We start from the raw sequence: 17039 nt of genomic DNA on the forward strand, positions 1-17039 counted from the left end.
CTTAGAACGGTGAAACATTTAAGAAGAAGCGCTGCAGCCAGCCCATGGTCTGCGCTTCGTTGATATAGCCATTGCCGACGTATTCGATACGCGCGTCCGCCACCTGCGTCGAGGTGACCGAGTTGTTGCCGCTGATGGTGCGCGGGTTAACGACGCCGGAGAAGCGAATGAATTCGGTGCCCTGGTTGATGGCGATCTGCTTTTCCCCCACCACGTGCAGGTTGCCGTTGGCCAGCACCTGGTTGACCGTCACCGTAATGGTGCCGTTGAAGGTGTTGTTGGCGTTGGCGCCGCCCTTGCCACCGAAGGTACTGTCGCCGGAAATGTCCATATCGGCGCGCGCATTGCCCAACAGACCGTCGAGGTAACGCGGCGAGGTGGCGACGCCGAACTTGCTGGCGCCGTTGCGGCTGGCGTTGGCGGAAGAGCTCTTGCTGGCGCTGACGTTTTCCTGCAGCACGATGGTCAGGGTGTCACCGACGTTGCGCGGACGGCGGTCTTCGAACAGCGGCTGATAGCCGTAGTTCATCGGCTGCACCGTCTGGAAGATCGAGCCGTTCGGCATCGGCGCGCTGGCCGGCGCGGGCTGCGCCGTGGTCGCACCGTCCACCAGCGGTTTATGCGGAATATAAGCGCAGCCGCTCAGCGTCAGCATCACCATTCCCGCCAGCCAGCGTTGTCCCTGCCGCGGCAGGATTGCCATCGAATATGTGGTTACCACGGGTATCGCCTTTGTTTCACGAAAGAGAATGACGGGCCCGGCAAGCCGGGCCCGTCAATGACAGATTACAGTTGCGTCAGCTTTTGCAGCATCTGATCGGAAGTCGAAACCGCTTTGCTGTTGATCTCGTAAGCGCGCTGAGTCTGGATCATGTTGACCAGCTCTTCCGCCACGTTAACGTTGGAGGTCTCCACGTAGCCCTGATACAGCAGACCGGCGCCGTTCAGCCCCGGCGTGCTCTCGTTCGGCGCGCCCGAGCTTTCGGTTTCCTGATACAGGTTCTCGCCCACGCTCTCCAGACCGCTGTCGTTGACAAAGGTCGTCAGCGTCAGTTGACCCACCTGCTGGGCGGCGGTTTGCCCCTGCTGGGTGACGCTGACGATGCCGTCGCGGCCGACGGTGATGGACAGCGCGTTCGCCGGAATGGTGATCGCCGGCTGCACCTGGAAACCGCTGGATGTGACCAGCTGGCCGTTCTGATCGATCTGGAACGAGCCGTCGCGCGTGTAGGCCTGGGTGCCGTCCGGCAGCATCACCTGGAAGAAACCCTGCCCCTTGATGGCGACGTCTTTACTGTTGTTCGTCTGCGACAGGTTGCCCTGGCTGTGCAGACGCTCGGTCGCCACCGGACGCACGCCGGTGCCGATCTGCAGACCGGAAGGCAGCGTGGTCTGCTCGGAAGACTGTGCCCCCGGCTGACGCATGGTCTGGTACAGCAGATCTTCAAATACCGCACGCTGGCGTTTGAAGCCGTTGGTGCTGACGTTCGCCAGGTTGTTGGCGATCACGTCCATGTTGGTCTGCTGCGCGTCCAGACCGGTTTTGGCAATCCATAAGGATGGAATCATCGGTTATTTCCTTGCTGCTTAACTCATTGAGAGCAGTGAGTTGGCACGCTGTTCGTTTTCATCCACGCTGTGGATGACTTTCATTTGCATTTCAAAACGGCGGGCGTTGGCGATCATGTCGACCATGGTCTCCATCGGCTTGACGTTGCTGCCCTCCAGCACGCCCGGCATCACCCGCACCTGCGGATCGTTTTGCAACTGATTGCCGCGCTGCTGTTGAGTTTCCGGCGTCAGGCGGAACAGCCCGTCGTCACCGCGCATCACTTCGCGCGCATCGGCGTTCACCAGCTTCAGACGGCCGATCTGCGCGATGGTGTTCGGCGGATCGCCGGCGTTCAGCGCCGAAATGGTACCGTCGGCCGCGATGGTGATCTCCGCCGACGGCGGCACCTCGATCGGGCCGCCGTCACCCATCACCGGCAATCCCTGCACCGTCAACTGCCCGGTGGAGGAGATCTGAATGTTGCCGTTGCGGGTATAGGCTTCCCCCCACCCGGCAGGCTCACCGCCAGGAAACCGTCCTGCTGCAGCGCCACGTCCAGCGGACGCGCCGTGTAGTTCAGCGCCCCCTGGCTCATATCGGCGCCCGGCGTCGACGCGGTCACCAAGGTGCGCGTCGCCAGGCTCGGCCCGTCGACCGGCACCGCGCGCAATGCGGCGAGCTGGGCGCGAAAGCCCGGCGTCGACGCATTGGCCAGGTTGTTGGCGGTAATGGACTGCTGTTCCAGCGTTTGGCGCGCCGCGCCCATCGCGGTATAAATCGCGTGATCCATAACTCGGCCTTATTAGCGCAGGCTAACCAACGTCTGCAGGATGGAGTCCTGCGTCTTGATGGTCTGGGCGTTGGACTGGTAGTTACGCTGTGCGACGATCATGTTCACCAGCTCCTGGCTCAGATCGACGTTGGAAGACTCCAGCGCGCCGCTGGTCAGCTTACCGAAGCCGCCGCCGCCCGACAGACCAACGCGCGGCTGACCGGACGCACCGGTTTCCTGCCACACGTTATCGCCCTGCGACGCCAGCCCTTCCGGGTTGGAGAAGTTGGCCATGACGATCTGGCCCAACAGCTGGGTCTGCTGGTTGGAATAGACGCCCACGATGGTGCCGTCATTGTTGATCTGGTAGCCCGTGTATTCACCGGCGGCATAACCGTCCTGCGATACCTTGCTCACCGAGTCGCTGCTCACGTTCTGCTGCATGCTGCCGGCGAAGCTCAGGGTAAAGTTTTGCGCCGGAGCACCGTCTTTGGCGGTCATCGGGATCACCATGCTGAACTCGCCCGGTGCGCCGTTGGTGCTGGTGGTTTTCACCAGGTTGCCGCTGGGGCTGAACTCCATGGTGCCGGCGTCAACCGGCGCGGCGCTGCCGTCCTGGGTGTAGACCTGCCATTTATTGTCTGCTGTCTTCACAAAGTAGGCGTTGATGTTGTGCGCATTACCCAGCGAGTCGTAAGCGGTGATGGTGTTGACGTAGTTGTAGCTGTCCTGCTTGGTCGGATCGAAGGTCTTGTTCTCCGGCACTTTATGGGTGGACTTCAGGTTGGCCACCATCTCGCCGGAGGTGGACGCCTTGGCGTTCATCATACCTTCAGGAATGCTCAGCGGCACCGGGTTGGCGCCCTGCTGGATGGTCGGCGGAGAGCCGGCCGCCGGGTAGCCGGTCAGCTGTAGCCCCTGCATGTTGGTCAGGTTGCGGTTTTCGTCCAGCTTGAACTGACCGTTGCGGGTATAGAAGATGCCGCCGTCTTTATCCTGCATGCGGAAAAAACCGTTGCCGTTGATGGCCACATCCAATGAACGGCTGGTGCCGGTGGTGGTGCCACCCTTGAAGTTCTGAGTGATGCCGGACACTTTGACGCCCAGACCGACCTGTGAACCGGCGAACATATCGGCAAAGGAGACGCTGCCGGATTTGAAGCCCGCAGTCGCGGAGTTGGCGATGTTGTTACCGATCACGTCCAGGTTGGTTGCTGCCGCGTTTAAGCCGCTGACTGCCTGAGAAAAGGCCATGTTATTCTCCGAATAGTGGTCAGGCTATCGTCCGATTGAGCCTGATGCTTAGGGTTATAAGATCTGTCGCACGTCTTCCAGGGTGGCGTTGCCCGCCAGACCGAGATCCAGCTTGGCGCCGTTGCCGTCGCGGATCACGCCGTTCACCAGGCCGAAGTGCAGGCTGCGCGCCACCAGTTGCTCGCCATTGCCTTTGGCGTTAATCGCCACTTTGTAGGCGCCGTCGGGTGCGGTAGAGCCGTCATCCAACGAACCGTCCCAGGTGAAGGCATGCACACCGGCGGTCAGGCCGCCGATTTCGATGGTGCGCACCACCTGCCCACTGGCGTTGGTGATGGTAGCGGTCACCTGATCGGCAGCGCGCTCCAGTTCCACGCCGAACGGCGTCGTGCTGACCTTGCCGTCCTTGCTGCCGACCAGAATGTTATTGCCCGGCACCATCACGCCGTGGCCGATCAGCGCAGTGGCTTGCAGCGACTGGTTGCTGTTGATCTGGCCGGAGATCGACCCCAGCGTGGTGTTGAGTTTTTCGATGCCCTGCACGGTGTTGATCTGCGCTAGCTGCGAGGTCAGTTCGTTGTTCTGCATCGGATTGGTCGGATCCTGGTTTTTCAACTGCGCCACCAGCAGCGTCAGGAAACTGTTGTGCAGATCCTGGCTGTTGGTATTTTTGCTGTTGTTACCGATGACGGTGTTGTCCAACGACTCGTTCGTGGTTGCGGCGATAGCCATGGGAACCTCCGGTTACTGACCCAACGTCAGGGTTTTCATCATCATCGACTTGGTGGTGTTGAGCACCTCGACATTGGCCTGGTAGCTGCGGGAAGCGGAGATGGTGTTGACCATTTCACCCACCACGTCGACGTTCGGCATGCGCACGTAGCCCTTGGCGTCCGCCAGCGGGTTGCCCGGTTGATAGACCAGACGCTCGGGCGCCGGATCGTCCACCACCTGAGCGACGCGTACGCCGCCGGTCGGCTGCCCGGGGGCCGCCGCGACCTGGAACACCACCTGCTTGGCGCGGTAAGGCTCGCCGTCCGGGCCGGTCACGCTGTCGGCGTTGGCCATGTTGCTGGCGCTGACGTTCATGCGCTGGGATTGCGCCGATAACGCCGAGCCGGAGATATCAAAAATATTCAGTAAAGACATGCGCCTTATCCTTGTTGCAGCACGGACATCATCCCTTTGATCTGACCGTTGAGCAGCGTCAGGTCGGTCTGATATTTCAGGCTGTTATCGGCAAAGTTGGTGCGTTCGCGATCCATGTCCACCGTGTTGCCGTCCATCGAGGGCTGATCCGGCACCCGGAACAGCAAATCGAGCTGCGGCGGCTGCAGGGTCTGCGCCGGGATGTGGCGCGCCGCCGTCAGGTTCAGCGACATGCCGTTGCCGCTGACGCGCCCCTGCTCCATCACTTTGTTCAATTGGCTGGCGAAATCGATATCCCGCGCCTGATAACCCGGTGTGTCTGCGTTGGCGATGTTGGCGGCCAGAATTTCCTGCCGCTGGGCGCGCAAGTTCAGCGCCTCTTGGCCAAAGCGCAGAGCCGCGTCCAGTTTGTCGAGCATGCTCCCTCCGCGAGGTTAGAATTTGGAGTCGACAGCATAAACGCCCCCCGCGCTACCCTATCGCGGGAATAAACGCAAAATGGGGCGCTATTTATCTGCTTAGCCTGCGCGCGCTGCGGGTACACTTACGCGTATCCCGATGAAGCTTGAGAAGATGACGATGAAAGGTAAAATGCTGCTGCTTATCGGCCTGCTGTGCAGTCTGAACGCGCGCGCCGACGATCTGGCGACGCAAATCGAAAGCTTCATCCAAGGCAAGTTCAGCGGCGAACCGGTACAGGTAAAAGTGCGGGTGCGCACGCCGCCGAACCAATGGCCCGCTTGCGAACTGCCGCAGCTGTCGCTGCCGCCCAACGCGCGGATCGGCGGCAACGTCAGCATTTCGGCGCGCTGTGGCCAGGAGCGGCGTTTTATCCAGACGCAGGTGCAGGTGTTTGGCCGCTATCTCGTTTCGGCGCGCGGCATCAGCGCCGGCAGCCGGTTGACGGCGGCGGATCTGACGTTGAAAGCAGGCCGGCTCGATACCCTGCCGCCGCGTGCGCTGACCGAAGCGAGCAAAGCGTTAGGCGCCGTCAGCCTGCGCAACATTAGCCCCGGTCAGCCGCTGACCCTCGCCATGCTGCGCCGCGCCTGGATTATCAAGGCCGGGCAATCGGTACAGGTCAATGCACAGGGCGAAGGATTCAGCATCAGCGGTGCGGGTAAGGCGATGAACAACGCCGCCGCCGAAGACAGCGTGCGGGTGCGCATGGCGTCCGGGCAGATCGTCAGCGGCGTGGTCGGGGACGACGGCGCGATCCGCATTACGTTATAAAAAAGTAAAGGTTCCGCAAACCTTGCCGATAAGACAAATCAAGCAGCATTTTATTGGCCACCAGGGCCGCAAAACTTTCATTGCAGCGTCGTCGCCCCCGAGCGGCCACGGCGTAAACGGAGATGGACCATGAGTATCGATCGCACCCAGCGGTTACAGCCGGTTTCCACTGTGCAACCGCGTGAAACCCCGGCCGACAACCCGCTCCAACCGCGCAAGGCCGCCGTGGCCGAAACCGCCGTCAGCGGCACGCAGGTCAAACTGAGCGAGGCGCAGGCGCGCCTGATGCAACCGGGCACCCAGGATATCGATATGGGCCGGGTCGAGGCCATCAAACAGGCGATCCGCAACGGTGAACTGAAGATGGACGCCGGCAAAATCGCCGACGCACTGCTGCAAGACGCGCAGAGCGATGTTCAATGGATCGCCGGACGCGACTGACAACGCGGCGGCGGGTAGCGATAAAGGATAAGTCATCACTATGGAAAAGCTGGTACAACTGCTGGACAAACTGTTGGAAACACTGCAGGCGCTCAATGGCGTGCTGGAGGAAGAGCACGACTTGCTGTGTTCCGGCCAGTTGCCCGGCGTGGCCTTGCAGCGCGTCACCGATGCCAAAAGCCAACTGCTGGCGACGGTCGCTTACCTCGAGCAACAGCGCCTGGGGCAGGAAAAAACCTGCGGGCAACGCGCGCCCTATGCCAGCCATGCGCCTCTGGCCGATCGCTGGCAACACGTTCAGTTGCTGAGCCAAACGCTGCGTGAGAAGAACCAGCACAACGGCCTGCTGCTCAATCAGCAGATCGACCACAACGCTCAGGCGCTGGCTATCCTCAGTAAGAACAACAAATCGCTGTATGGCCCGGACGGCCAGTCGCACGCCGGCAGCCTGCTCGGCAGAAAAATCGGCGTCTGACCTGACTCATTTCGCCCGGTGAGCCTATCACCGGGCACGCGTTAGCCGACTTTTGCGCATCCCCTCGCATTTTCACCTCATCACCTCCTGAGTTCCCTTAACGTTATGCGTCAGGCTGCGCAGAACGTGAATTTGGCTGTTTCTTTCCCTTTGGCCACTTGTCACCCTGTGGTGATTTTTAAATCACTTGAAATATACCCTTAACGGGTATAGATTCGCAGGGAGAGCGAATGGCTGATATCTATCTCACCAAAACCTTTCAGGGTTTTGCCGCACGCGAGCGCATTAGCGACGCCACGATAGTGAAAGCGGCGCGAGAAATGCAGCATCAGCGGTACGACGCCAATCTTGGCGGTTGCGTATACAAAAAGCGCATCGCTCGGGCTGGTGCGGGCAAACGTGGCGGCTATCGGGTGCTGATCGTTTTTCGCGATGAAGACCGCCTGTTTTTTATGCGCGGCTTTGCCAAAAGCGAGAGAGAAAACATCAGTGCGGATGAGTTACAGGGATTGAAACATCTGGCTGCGCTGTATCTGGATTATTCGCCATTCAGACTCTACCAGCTGGTCAACAACAGGGAGTTACGGAGGCTAAGCGATGAGTAAAATTCTTGCCGAGATCCACCAGGAAGTTCAGGGCCTGCACCGCGCCGGTTTCGTCGACGACGTGACCATGCGCACTTTCGACATGCTGTGCCTGCGGCCGGTGAAGCAGTTCGGGCCGGCCGAGATCCGCGCGCTGCGCGAACGGGAAAACGTCAGTCAGCCGGTGTTTGCGCTGTATCTCAACGTCAGCAAAAAGGCGGTACAGAAATGGGAGCGCGGCGAAGCGCAACCGAACTCCGCCGCGATGAAGCTGCTGACGCTGGTGGAACGCAACGGCCTGCAAATTCTGGCCTGATCTTACTGATAATTGACGATCACCTGATTGCCAATCACCCGCAGCGGCGGGTTCAACCCGCCTTGCGACTGCACGTAATAGACGAAACGCAATTCCGCATTGGCCGGCTCGCCCTGCAGACCGTTGCTGCTGCCGCTGCCGCCGCCCAGCGGAATGCAGCGGTTGACCGTGCAAAGCTGCGCCTGCAGCCCCACGGGCTCTGGCCCCAGCAAACGGTAGCGCCAGCTGACGCTGGTGATGCGCGCATTGGCATCCGGCAGCGCGTTCGGCGGCCGCAAACCGGCGGATTCATCGCGCATCCCGCCCTGTTCCAGCGTCACGCCCGCCCCTTCGGCCACCCAGGAGCCGGACACCGCGCCGGCGGCTAGCGGCGCCAGCAAACACAACAAGGACAGACAGCGTTTCATCAGGCGGCTCCAATGGTCGAGGTCATGCGAATCTGGCGATCGTCGTTGATCTCCAGGTTGGACAGCACCACGAGCTGCGGCAGGCTGCGACGCAGGAAGCGCGCCAGTAAAGGACGCAGAGCATGGTTAACCAACAGTACCGGCGGCGCGCTGAGCATCTCTTGCCGTTGCAGCGCCTGACGCGCCTGCTCCAGCAGACGGTCAGCCAGCCCCGGCTCCAGACCGCCGCCGCCCTGCAACGCCTGCAGCAACAGGCGCTCCAGCTGGGTATCCAAGCCGATAACCTGAATCTCGCCGTTGCCCGGGAACCACTGCTGCGTGATCGCCCGGCCCAGCGCCACCCGCACCACGGTCGTCAGCTCATAAGGATCGCTTTGCGCCGGGGCATGTTCCGCCAGCGTTTCGACGATGGTGCGCATATCGCGGATAGAAACGCGTTCGGCCAACAGGTTTTGCAGCACTTTGTGCAGCGTCGTCAGCGACACCACGCCCGGCACGAGGTCTTCGGTCAGCTTCGGCATCTCTTGTGAAACACGGTCCAGCAGCTGCTGAGTTTCTTGGCGGCCAAACAGCTCGCTGGCGAACTGGCCGATCAGGTGATTAAGGTGCGTCGCTACTACGGTACTGGCTTCCACCACGGTAAAGCCCTGGATCTGCGCCTGCTCGCGCAAGGCGCTGTCGATCCATACCGCCTCGAGCCCAAAGGCGGGATCGACGGTTTTGTCTCCCGCCAGCTCGCCCACGGCATTGCCGGGGTTGATCGCCAGCCAACGGCCCGGCTGCGCTTCACCGCTGCCGATCTCAACGCCTTTCATCAGGATGCGGTAGCTGGCTGGCGGCAGTTCCAGATTGTCGCGGATGTGTACCACCGGCGGCAAATAGCCCATGTCCTGCGCGAATTTCTTGCGGATCCCGCGGATACGCCCCAGCAGCTCGCCGTTCTGTTGAAAATCGACCATCGGAATCAGCCGGTAGCCCACTTCCATCCCCAGCGGATCTTCCAACTGAACGTCGGCCCAGCTGGCCTCGGCGGCCTGCGGATTCTCCGGCATCGCCGGTTCTTCCACCGTTTTCGGTGCCTGTTGTTCACGGCCACGCAGCCACCAGGCCAGGCCCAGCAAAGCGGCGGTAAACAGCAGGAACACCAGGTTCGGCATGCCCGGCACCAGGCCCAACAGCCCCAGTACCCCGGCGCTCAGCAACATCACGCGCGGATTGTTGAACAGCTGGCCCACCATCTGCTCGCCGACGTCCTGATCGGTCGCGACGCGGGTGACGATGACGCCGGCGGCGGTGGAGATCACCAACGCTGGGATCTGGGCCACCAGGCCGTCACCGATGGTCAGCAGCGTATAGCTTTCCGCCGCCGCCCCCAGCTCCATGCCATGCTGCACGACACCGACCAACAGGCCACCGACGACGTTCAGCACCATGATCATCAGGCCGGCAATGGCATCGCCACGCACGAATTTACTGGCACCGTCCATCGAGCCGTAGAAATCGGCCTCCTGGGTCACTTCAGCGCGGCGTTTCTTCGCTTCGTCTTCACCGATCAGCCCGGCGTTCAGGTCGGCGTCGATCGCCATCTGTTTACCCGGCATGCCGTCCAGCACGAAGCGCGCGCCCACTTCGGCGATACGCCCTGCACCTTTGGTAATTACCATAAAGTTGATCAGCACCAGGATGATGAACACCACGATGCCGATGGCGAAGTTGCCCCCCACCAGGAAGTGGCCAAAGGCTTCCACCACGCGCCCGGCGGCGGCGGAACCGGTGTGGCCCTCCAGCAAGATGATGCGCGTCGACGCGACGTTGAGCGACAAACGCAGCAATGTGGAGAACAGCAGAATGGTCGGGAAGGCGGCGAATTCGAGCGTGCGCTGGGTGAACATCGCCACCAGCAGCACCATGATTGACAGCGCGATGTTGAAGGTAAACAGCAGATCGAGGATAAACGCCGGCAGCGGCAGCACCATCATCGACAGGATCAACAGGATCAGCACCGGGCCGGCCAACACCTGCCACTGCGTATCTTTAAAATTGCCCGGCAAACGAAGCAGGGAGGCCAAATTAGCCATCAGAGTCACTCTCTCTTGCAAAATCCAGTGCTTCCGGCACCGGTAAACGTTCAGGTTTTTTCGGGATCAGGCCGCCCTCGCGCCGCCAGCGGCGCAGCTGGTACACCCAGGCCAGCACTTCGGCGACGGCGGCATACAGGGTGGCCGGAATATGTTGTCCAATCTCGCTGTGCCGATACAGCGCACGCGCCAGCGGCGGCGCCTCCAGCATCGGAATGCGGTGCTCCGCACCGAGCTCACGAATGCGCAAGGCGATTTCGCCGGCCCCTTTGGCCAGCACTTTCGGCGCACTCATTTTTTTGTCGTTGTACTGCAACGCGACGGCGTAGTGCGTCGGGTTGGTGACGATCACGTCCGCCTTAGGCACGTCGGCCATCATGCGGCGCCGGGCGATCGCCCGCTGCTGCTGGCGAATGCGTCCCTTGACGTGCGGATCCCCCTCCTGGTCTTTGAATTCGTCGCGAATATCCTGCTTGGTCATCTTCAGCTTTTTGAAGTGGCTCCACAGCTGGTAGAACACGTCAAACGCCACCATCGGCGTCAATCCCAGCACCACCAGAAAACCGCAGAACAGGATCATCTGCAGCGCATTGCCCAACGCGTCGAGCGGCTGCTGAGTCATCAGATGCAGCATCGCCGCCCAGTTGTGCCACAGATAAAGACCGGTCACCCAACCGACCAGCGTCGCTTTGAGGATCCCTTTCAGCAGCTCGGCCAGCACCTGGGTGGAAAAGATGCGCTTCAACCCGGACAACGGGTTCAACCGCTTCAAGTCGAATTTAATCGACTTGCCGCTGAACAGAATGCCCCCCAGCAGCATCGGCGCGGCGAGCGCCACCAGTACCAGCCCCGCCATGATCGGCAACAGCGCCAGCACCGCCTGACGCAGCAACATGCCGAGTTGGCGTACCATCTGTTTATCGTTGCTGACCATGCCATGGTCGAAGTTCAACCCCTGCGTGAGCATCGCCGCCAGCTGTTGCGCCATGTTGCTGCCGGACATCAGGATGATCGCGAGGCCCGAGAGCAGCATCAGTACCGAGGTCAGCTCGCGGGAGCGCGGGATCTGGCCGTCTTCACGCGCCTTCTCCAGCCGGTGGGGCGTGGGGGCCTCGCTTTTTTCCAGATCGCTGTCTTCAGCCACGAAACGCCGTTCCTGTGTCGGGAGGGTAAAGAATGGCGGTCAGCATGCCAAAAAATTGGCGATGTCATTGGCGGAACAACGGGGAAAAAGGCGGGTTATTTAGGGGATGAGACCATCAGGGAGACGTTACAACCAATTTTCCAGCCGCAAACCCTCAACGCGCTCAAGTTCGCGTCGATTATTGGTCACCAGGATCAATCCTTCGCTGCGCGCATGCCTGGCGATATGTAGATCGTTTACGCCAATAGGCGTTCCCTGGCGTTCCAGCGCAGCCCGGATATTGCCATAGTGCGATGTCGCTTTGGCGCTGTAATCGAGAATGTCCAATCGGGAGACAAAATCTTCAACGACTCTGGCGTTCACCGCTGGACGAGCGCTTTTCTCCACCCGTGAACCAATTCGCCATAGGTGATCGACGAAATGACCATTTTACCTGCATAGCGATTGAATGCCTCCAGCACTTCCAGCGGCCGGCGCTTGATGACATAGATAACAATGTTGGTGTCCAGCATATGACTGAACATCAAAAATCTTCCCGCTCACCCTGGTGCTGTCCTGCACGTTCATTGAGGAAATCATCGCTCACCTCATTTGCCGCACAGAAGAAACTGTCCCAAGTATTCTCCAGGGGGGCAAGAATGCGCTCTTTGCCCACTACGCGAACGGTCACTTTAGAAACGGTATCAGGGAAACGCACCTCTGCGGGCAAGCGTACAGCCTGTGTCCGATTATTGGTAAAGACAGAACCTAACGTCATGGCGACCTCCTTAAATTGGAGTACAAATTATAACCGCCATGATGTATATAGTAATGCTATATACATTAATCTTTGCGGGACACCGCGCAACTTTCGGGGCGCGCCGTCGCGCGCCCCGAAAAGCCTTAGAAACCGAGGCTGTCGAGCAGATCGTCGACCTGCGCCTGGTTGGCGATGACACCGACGCCGTTCTGGTCGAGCTGCGGGCCGTTCAGCAGGCTGTCGTTCGGCCGTTTTTCCTTCACCGGCTGCTCCGGCATGTTTTCCATCAGCACCATCAGCAGCTGCTTTTCGATCTCCTGCACCACATCCATCATGCGCTTGATCACCTGACCGGTCAGATCCTGGAAGTCCTGCGCCATCATGATTTCCAGTAGCTGGGCATTGGTGAAGGCTGTATGGCCCGGCACCTGATCCAGATACTGGCGCGTGTCGTTGACCAGAGAACGCGCATCGTCCAGTTCGATGGGATTGGCGAACCACTCGTCCCAGCGCCCTTTCAACGCGTTGGCGCCGGATTCCAGCTCCGCCTGGCGCGGTTGCGCCGCCTCCACGCAGTTCAACGCCCGTTCCGCCGCCTGCGCCGTCATGGTTACGACATAGTCAAGACGGTCGCGCGCATCCGGGATCGCCTCTGCCGCCTGGGCGATCGCCTGATCGAGCCCCAGTTCGCGCATGCTGTCGCGCAGCATTCGGGTCAGTTGGCCGATGCGGGAGATGATCTCTCCCGCGGTCGCTGCATCGCTGGCAGGCATTGGAATGTCTCTCATCGCCCTCTCCTTACATGCCCAATTTTTCAAAAATCTTGTTGAGCTTTTCTTCCAGCGTCGCCGCCGTAAATGGTTTCACTACATAACCGCTGGCGCCGGCCTGCGCCGCCGCGATGATATTTTCTTTCTTGGCTTCCGCCGTCACCATCAGTACCGGCATCGCGGCCAGCGCGCTATCGGCGCGAATGGTCTGTAACAGTTCGAGTCCGTCCATGTTCGGCATGTTCCAATCGGACACCACGAAGTCGAAACCGCCGGCGCGCAGCTTGTTCAGCGCATCCGCGCCATCTTCAGCTTCTTCGACGTTGTTGAAGCCTAGCTCTTTGAGCAAATTTCTGACGATGCGGCGCATGGTGGAAAAGTCGTCCACAACCAGAAATCTGAGGTTCTTGTCTGCCATTGTTACTCCTGAAATAGTTAACCGTTTAATAATGCAAAACCGCAGGCCGCCGCGCGGCGAACCAGGGTCATATCGCCGCCGGGTAAACCCTGCGGACTAAAATCAAATACGCAATGCCTGGCCGCCGGAAATCTGCGCCAACATGCGCTGGCTCATCCTGTCCAACTCGACCACTTCGCTGACGCCGCCGCTGGCGATCGCCTCGCGCGGCATGCCGAACACCACGCAGCTCGCCTCGTTCTGCGCCAGGGTATACGCCCCGGCGCGGTGCATCTCCAGCATCCCCGCCGCACCGTCGTTCCCCATGCCGGTGAGGATCACCCCCACCGCATTGCGGCCGGCATATTGCGCCACCGAACGGAACAGCACGTCGACAGACGGACGATGGCGGTTGACCGCCGGGCCGTCATGCAGCTTCACCTGATAGTTGGCGCCGCTGCGCGCCAGCTCCAGGTGGCGGTCCCCCGGTGCGATGTAGGCGTGGCCCGGCAGCACGCGCTCGCCGTCCTCCGCTTCTTTCACCGTGATCTGGCACAGTTTGTTCAGCCGTTCGGCGAACGAACGGGTGAAACCGGGCGGCATGTGCTGGGTGATCAGCAGCGCCGGGCTGGTGGCCGGCAGCGGCTGCAGTACCTGGCGGATCGCTTCGGTACCGCCGGTGGAAGCGCCGATGGCGATCAATTTTTCACTGCTCAGCAGCGGCGCGTGGCTGAGGATCGCCGGCGCCGGGCTGTTGGAACGCTGCGGCAGGCGCGCTCTGGCGGCGGTGCGGATCTTCTCGGCAATCAGTTCGCTGTAGGCCAACATGCCCTCACGGATACCGAGCTGCGGTTTGGTGACGAAATCCACCGCGCCCAGCTCCAGCGCGCGCAGCGTGATCTCAGACCCTTTACCGGTCAGCGAAGAGACCATCACCACCGGCATCGGCCGCAGGCGCATCAGCTTCTCGAGGAAATCCAGCCCGTCCATGCGCGGCATCTCGACGTCCAGCGTCAGCACCTGGGGATTAAATTTTTTGATCAGATCGCGCGCCACCAGCGGATCCGGCGCGGTCGCCACCATTTCCATGTCGGGATGGCCGTTCACGATTTCCGTCATCAGCTGACGCATCAGTGCCGAATCGTCTACGCATAACACTCTGATTTTACTCATTACCTCTCCTTGGTCAGCCCATACACGGTCTGCCCACGCAAGTAGAAATCCCGGCTGATCTGGCTGAAGTTCTCGGAGTGGCCAGCGAACATCAGCCCCCCCGGCTTAAGCAAGGGAACGAAGCGGCGCAGAATGCGCTCCTGCGTCGCCTTATCGAAATAGATCATGACGTTGCGGCAAAAAATGGCGTCGAATTGCCCCGGCAGCGCCCACTCTGGCGCCAGCAGGTTCAACGGCTGGAAGTTCACCCGCGCCGCCAGTTCCGGCCGCACGCGCACCAGCCCCTGATGCGGCCCGGTGCCACGCAGGAAATAGCGCTGCATTTGGGTCGGCGTCAGGGTGCGCAGATCTTCCTGGCGGTAAACGCCCGCTTCCGCTTTTTCCAGCACCTGCGTGTCGATGTCGCTGGCCCAGACCTGGCAACTGCCGGCCCGCTGGCCCAATGCATCGCTCAGCGTGATGGCGATCGAATACGGCTCTTCACCGGTCGAGGCCGCGGTGCTCCAGACGCTGTAGCCGTTCGGCCGCGAGCGCGCATGCTCCGCCAGGATCGGGAAATGATGCGCCTCGCGGAAAAAGGCCGTCAGGTTGGTGGTCAACGCGTTGATGAACGCCTGCCACTCCGCGCTGTTCGGATCGCTTTCCAGCAGCGCCAAGTAGTCGCCGAAATCGTGCAATCCCAACAGCCGCAGCCGGCGCACCAGGCGGTTGTAAACCATCTCGCGCTTATGCTCCGCCAGCACGATGCCGGCGCGTTGATAAATCAACTGGCTGATACGGCGAAAATGCACGTCCGACAGCGGCAGACGCTGCACCATTTGCGTCAACATCGACGCTGTATCCCGGTTAGAAGTTGACGGCGCCTGTTTCATGCCGCTTCACCGGAGAAAAACGTGCTGCTTATGCGGTTTAACAATCTTGGGCTTCCTTTACCACGGGTGAAACTGCGTTGCTGCTGTTACCTGGCGCGACGAAGTTATCGTCCGCCAGACGGAATACCGCGACCGCATCGGCCAGGGTAATGGCCTGCTCTTCCAGCGCGGTGGCGGCAGAAGCGGACTCTTCCACCAACGCGGCGTTCTGCTGGGTGACCTGATCCATCTGGGTCACCGCCTGCGTCACCTGCTCGATGCCGCGGCTCTGTTCATCCGACGCCGACGCGATCTCGCCCATGATGTCGGTCACGCGGGTCACCGAACGCACAATGTCCTGCATGGTGGCGCCGGAGTTTTCCACCAGCACCGAGCCGTGTTTGACGCGGCTGACCGATTCGTCGATCAGCCCCTTGATCTCTTTCGCCGCCTGCGCGCTGCGGCTCGCCAGGTTGCGCACTTCGCCGGCGACCACGGCGAAACCGCGTCCTTGTTCACCGGCGCGCGCCGCTTCCACCGCCGCATTGAGCGCCAGAATGTTGGTCTGGAAGGCGATGCCGTCAATCACGCTGGTGATGGCGCCGATTTTCTGCGAACTGTTGGCGATATCGTGCATGGTGGTGACCACATCGCCGGCCAGCTCGCCGCCCTTGGCCGCGGTGGCCGAGGCGTCACGCGCCAGCTGAGAGGCCTGCCGCGCATTGTCGGCGTTCTGCTTCACCGTCGCGGTCAGCTGTTCCATGCTGGCGGCGGTCTCTTCCAGCGAAGCGGCCTGCTGCTCGGTGCGGGAAGACAGATCGTTATTGCCTTCGGAGATTTCCTGCAGGCCGATCAGAATCGACTCCGCCCCGTCGCGCACCGCGCCGACGGTGCCGATCAGCGACTGCTGCGTGCGTTGCAGGCTGGCGAACAGCATGCTGATTTCATTGCGGCCGTACACCTGAATCGGCGTCGCCAAATCGCCGGCGGCGATGCGTTCAAAGTGGCTGCGGATTTGGTTCAACGGCTGTACCAACATGGTGCGCAACCACCACATGGCGCTGCCGGTCACCACGATCAGCATCAAGACCGCCCCCGCCAGCATCAGGCCCGCCAGCGTGAAGGAGAACTGGTTGGCGTCCCTGGCTTCGCTGATGTCGCCGTTGACCAACTGCAGGTACTGCACGAAGTCGGCCTCGAACAGGTCCTGGGTTTTCTGCGTCGGCTGATCCATAAACGCCTGCAGCTCGCCCTTTTCCAGGAAACCGATCAGTTCACGCAGCGCGCCGCGCAGCCGCTCGTAGCTGGCCTTGGTGGTGGCCGTCTGCTGGCTTTGCTGTTCACTGCTGCGTTCAACCGCCATGAACTGATTGAAATAGAGATCGGCCTTCTGCAGCGAACTGCGGGCGCTGCTCATCAGTTCGTTCACCTGCTCCTGCGGCAGCTTCAGCGCCGCGCGGGTGCCGGCGCGGTTCAGCGTATTGCGCGCCTGCAACAGCGACACCCAACTCAGGCTGAGCGAATCGCGCTGCTGGCTGCCGAGGGTGATGATGTCGAGGTTGTGGTTATCGGAGCGAAACGCGGAATACGACAGGCCGCTGCTGGCCAACTGCAGAACGCAGAAGGTCATCAACAACAGGAATAAGCTGGTAGAGATACGGATTCGGTTAAACACTGTGAACCTCCTTGCAGCCGGCCGGCGAC

The 17039-nt window shown here is 60.9% G+C and carries 20 protein-coding genes and 2 pseudogenes; 5 read left to right on the forward strand and 17 right to left on the reverse strand.

The window, feature by feature from the left end; genetic code table 11:
- Position 1 precedes the first annotated feature (1 nt).
- From flgH to flgB, 7 genes and pseudogenes are all read right to left on the reverse strand, one after another.
- Positions 2 to 703, reverse strand: coding sequence for a flagellar basal body L-ring protein FlgH (flgH, locus tag ACMGGW_RS13400; protein WP_004934817.1), 702 nt, complete (start codon positions 701 to 703; stop codon positions 2 to 4).
- Between the two features lie 83 nt (positions 704 to 786).
- A complete protein-coding gene (flgG, locus tag ACMGGW_RS13405; protein ID WP_004934819.1) occupies positions 787 to 1569 on the reverse strand; it encodes a flagellar basal-body rod protein FlgG in 783 nt (260 codons plus the stop codon).
- Positions 1570 to 1587: 18 nt separating this feature from the next.
- A pseudogene (locus ACMGGW_RS13410) lies at positions 1588 to 2342 on the reverse strand (flagellar basal body rod protein FlgF).
- Positions 2343 to 2354: 12 nt separating this feature from the next.
- Positions 2355 to 3578 carry a flagellar hook protein FlgE gene (flgE, locus tag ACMGGW_RS13415; RefSeq protein WP_025303262.1) on the reverse strand — a complete coding sequence of 408 codons (1224 nt, stop codon included), beginning with the start codon at positions 3576 to 3578 and terminating at the stop codon, positions 2355 to 2357.
- A 54-nt stretch (positions 3579 to 3632) separates the two neighbouring features.
- Positions 3633 to 4310 carry a flagellar hook assembly protein FlgD gene (flgD, locus tag ACMGGW_RS13420; protein WP_016927297.1) on the reverse strand — a complete coding sequence of 226 codons (678 nt, stop codon included), beginning with the start codon at positions 4308 to 4310 and terminating at the stop codon, positions 3633 to 3635.
- Positions 4311 to 4322: 12 nt separating this feature from the next.
- Positions 4323 to 4727: a flagellar basal body rod protein FlgC gene (flgC, locus tag ACMGGW_RS13425; RefSeq protein ID WP_004934826.1), complete on the reverse strand. Its 405-nt coding sequence runs from the start codon at positions 4725 to 4727 to the stop codon at positions 4323 to 4325.
- A 5-nt stretch (positions 4728 to 4732) separates the two neighbouring features.
- Positions 4733 to 5146 (reverse strand): flagellar basal body rod protein FlgB, encoded by a 414-nt coding sequence (flgB, locus tag ACMGGW_RS13430; protein ID WP_025303263.1) that lies wholly within the window; start codon positions 5144 to 5146, stop codon positions 4733 to 4735.
- A 160-nt stretch (positions 5147 to 5306) separates the two neighbouring features.
- On the opposite strand from flgB, the gene flgA reads away from it, so the two are divergent.
- The 5 genes from flgA to ACMGGW_RS13455 all read left to right on the forward strand — a co-directional run bounded on the left by flgA (position 5307) and on the right by ACMGGW_RS13455 (position 7776).
- Positions 5307 to 5960, forward strand: a complete 654-nt coding sequence (flgA, locus tag ACMGGW_RS13435; protein WP_025303264.1) for a flagellar basal body P-ring formation chaperone FlgA — start codon at positions 5307 to 5309, stop codon at positions 5958 to 5960.
- A 129-nt stretch (positions 5961 to 6089) separates the two neighbouring features.
- On the forward strand, positions 6090 to 6401 hold the full coding sequence (gene flgM / locus ACMGGW_RS13440) for a flagellar biosynthesis anti-sigma factor FlgM (RefSeq protein WP_004934832.1): 312 nt from the start codon (positions 6090 to 6092) through the stop codon (positions 6399 to 6401).
- A gap of 40 nt (positions 6402 to 6441) precedes the next feature.
- Positions 6442 to 6876, forward strand: coding sequence for a flagella synthesis protein FlgN (locus ACMGGW_RS13445; RefSeq protein WP_127146018.1), 435 nt, complete (start codon positions 6442 to 6444; stop codon positions 6874 to 6876).
- A gap of 230 nt (positions 6877 to 7106) precedes the next feature.
- Complete coding sequence (locus tag ACMGGW_RS13450; RefSeq protein ID WP_025303266.1) at positions 7107 to 7481, forward strand: type II toxin-antitoxin system RelE/ParE family toxin; 375 nt, start codon at positions 7107 to 7109, stop codon at positions 7479 to 7481.
- A complete protein-coding gene (locus tag ACMGGW_RS13455; RefSeq protein WP_015378258.1) occupies positions 7474 to 7776 on the forward strand; it encodes a helix-turn-helix domain-containing protein in 303 nt (100 codons plus the stop codon). Before ACMGGW_RS13450 ends, ACMGGW_RS13455 begins: the two co-directional genes overlap by 8 nt.
- A 2-nt stretch (positions 7777 to 7778) precedes the next feature.
- On the opposite strand, the gene ACMGGW_RS13460 is transcribed toward ACMGGW_RS13455, so the two are convergent.
- The 10 genes and pseudogenes from ACMGGW_RS13460 to ACMGGW_RS13505 all read right to left on the reverse strand — a co-directional run bounded on the left by ACMGGW_RS13460 (position 7779) and on the right by ACMGGW_RS13505 (position 17010).
- Positions 7779 to 8183 carry a flagellar protein FlhE gene (locus tag ACMGGW_RS13460; RefSeq protein ID WP_127146019.1) on the reverse strand — a complete coding sequence of 135 codons (405 nt, stop codon included), beginning with the start codon at positions 8181 to 8183 and terminating at the stop codon, positions 7779 to 7781.
- On the reverse strand, positions 8183 to 10261 hold the full coding sequence (gene flhA, locus ACMGGW_RS13465) for a flagellar biosynthesis protein FlhA (RefSeq protein WP_127146020.1): 2079 nt from the start codon (positions 10259 to 10261) through the stop codon (positions 8183 to 8185). Before flhA ends, ACMGGW_RS13460 begins: the two co-directional genes overlap by 1 nt.
- Positions 10254 to 11405: a flagellar biosynthesis protein FlhB gene (gene flhB, locus ACMGGW_RS13470; RefSeq protein ID WP_043138644.1), complete on the reverse strand. Its 1152-nt coding sequence runs from the start codon at positions 11403 to 11405 to the stop codon at positions 10254 to 10256. The genes flhA and flhB overlap by 8 nt, the downstream gene beginning before the upstream one ends.
- Positions 11406 to 11531: 126 nt before the next feature.
- Positions 11532 to 11929 (reverse strand): annotated as a pseudogene (vapC, locus tag ACMGGW_RS13475) (type II toxin-antitoxin system tRNA(fMet)-specific endonuclease VapC).
- On the reverse strand, positions 11929 to 12162 hold the full coding sequence (gene vapB / locus ACMGGW_RS13480) for a type II toxin-antitoxin system VapB family antitoxin (protein WP_089195989.1): 234 nt from the start codon (positions 12160 to 12162) through the stop codon (positions 11929 to 11931). The pseudogene vapC and the gene vapB overlap by 1 nt, the downstream one beginning before the upstream one ends.
- A 125-nt stretch (positions 12163 to 12287) precedes the next feature.
- A complete protein-coding gene (gene cheZ / locus ACMGGW_RS13485; protein ID WP_004934858.1) occupies positions 12288 to 12932 on the reverse strand; it encodes a protein phosphatase CheZ in 645 nt (214 codons plus the stop codon).
- Positions 12933 to 12942: 10 nt separating this feature from the next.
- Complete coding sequence (cheY, locus tag ACMGGW_RS13490) at positions 12943 to 13332, reverse strand: chemotaxis response regulator CheY (protein WP_004934862.1); 390 nt, start codon at positions 13330 to 13332, stop codon at positions 12943 to 12945.
- Between the two features lie 102 nt (positions 13333 to 13434).
- A complete protein-coding gene (locus tag ACMGGW_RS13495; RefSeq protein ID WP_025303269.1) occupies positions 13435 to 14484 on the reverse strand; it encodes a protein-glutamate methylesterase/protein-glutamine glutaminase in 1050 nt (349 codons plus the stop codon).
- Positions 14484 to 15356, reverse strand: a complete 873-nt coding sequence (gene cheR, locus ACMGGW_RS13500; RefSeq protein WP_025159837.1) for a protein-glutamate O-methyltransferase CheR — start codon at positions 15354 to 15356, stop codon at positions 14484 to 14486. The genes ACMGGW_RS13495 and cheR overlap by 1 nt, the downstream gene beginning before the upstream one ends.
- A gap of 37 nt (positions 15357 to 15393) precedes the next feature.
- Positions 15394 to 17010 (reverse strand): methyl-accepting chemotaxis protein, encoded by a 1617-nt coding sequence (locus ACMGGW_RS13505; protein ID WP_038629515.1) that lies wholly within the window; start codon positions 17008 to 17010, stop codon positions 15394 to 15396.
- Between the last annotated feature and the right edge of the window lie 29 nt (positions 17011 to 17039).

Source organism: Serratia sp. BNK-4 (genome assembly GCF_048685115.1).
Taxonomy (GTDB): domain Bacteria; phylum Pseudomonadota; class Gammaproteobacteria; order Enterobacterales; family Enterobacteriaceae; genus Serratia; species Serratia bockelmannii.

Coding starts and splice junctions, on each gene's coding strand:
- flgD (WP_016927297.1), bottom strand. CDS start 4,310: ATGGCTATCGCCGCAACCACGAACGAGTCGTTGGACAACACCGTCATC.
- flgM (WP_004934832.1), top strand. CDS start 6,090: ATGAGTATCGATCGCACCCAGCGGTTACAGCCGGTTTCCACTGTGCAA.
- flgA (WP_025303264.1), top strand. CDS start 5,307: ATGAAAGGTAAAATGCTGCTGCTTATCGGCCTGCTGTGCAGTCTGAAC.
- cheZ (WP_004934858.1), bottom strand. CDS start 12,932: ATGAGAGACATTCCAATGCCTGCCAGCGATGCAGCGACCGCGGGAGAG.
- vapB (WP_089195989.1), bottom strand. CDS start 12,162: ATGACGTTAGGTTCTGTCTTTACCAATAATCGGACACAGGCTGTACGC.
- flgG (WP_004934819.1), bottom strand. CDS start 1,569: ATGATTCCATCCTTATGGATTGCCAAAACCGGTCTGGACGCGCAGCAG.
- flgC (WP_004934826.1), bottom strand. CDS start 4,727: ATGTCTTTACTGAATATTTTTGATATCTCCGGCTCGGCGTTATCGGCG.
- flgH (WP_004934817.1), bottom strand. CDS start 703: ATGGCAATCCTGCCGCGGCAGGGACAACGCTGGCTGGCGGGAATGGTG.
- cheR (WP_025159837.1), bottom strand. CDS start 15,356: ATGAAACAGGCGCCGTCAACTTCTAACCGGGATACAGCGTCGATGTTG.
- flgE (WP_025303262.1), bottom strand. CDS start 3,578: ATGGCCTTTTCTCAGGCAGTCAGCGGCTTAAACGCGGCAGCAACCAAC.
- cheY (WP_004934862.1), bottom strand. CDS start 13,332: ATGGCAGACAAGAACCTCAGATTTCTGGTTGTGGACGACTTTTCCACC.
- ACMGGW_RS13445 (WP_127146018.1), top strand. CDS start 6,442: ATGGAAAAGCTGGTACAACTGCTGGACAAACTGTTGGAAACACTGCAG.
- ACMGGW_RS13495 (WP_025303269.1), bottom strand. CDS start 14,484: ATGAGTAAAATCAGAGTGTTATGCGTAGACGATTCGGCACTGATGCGT.
- flgB (WP_025303263.1), bottom strand. CDS start 5,146: ATGCTCGACAAACTGGACGCGGCTCTGCGCTTTGGCCAAGAGGCGCTG.
- ACMGGW_RS13455 (WP_015378258.1), top strand. CDS start 7,474: ATGAGTAAAATTCTTGCCGAGATCCACCAGGAAGTTCAGGGCCTGCAC.
- ACMGGW_RS13460 (WP_127146019.1), bottom strand. CDS start 8,183: ATGAAACGCTGTCTGTCCTTGTTGTGTTTGCTGGCGCCGCTAGCCGCC.
- ACMGGW_RS13450 (WP_025303266.1), top strand. CDS start 7,107: ATGGCTGATATCTATCTCACCAAAACCTTTCAGGGTTTTGCCGCACGC.
- flhA (WP_127146020.1), bottom strand. CDS start 10,261: ATGGCTAATTTGGCCTCCCTGCTTCGTTTGCCGGGCAATTTTAAAGAT.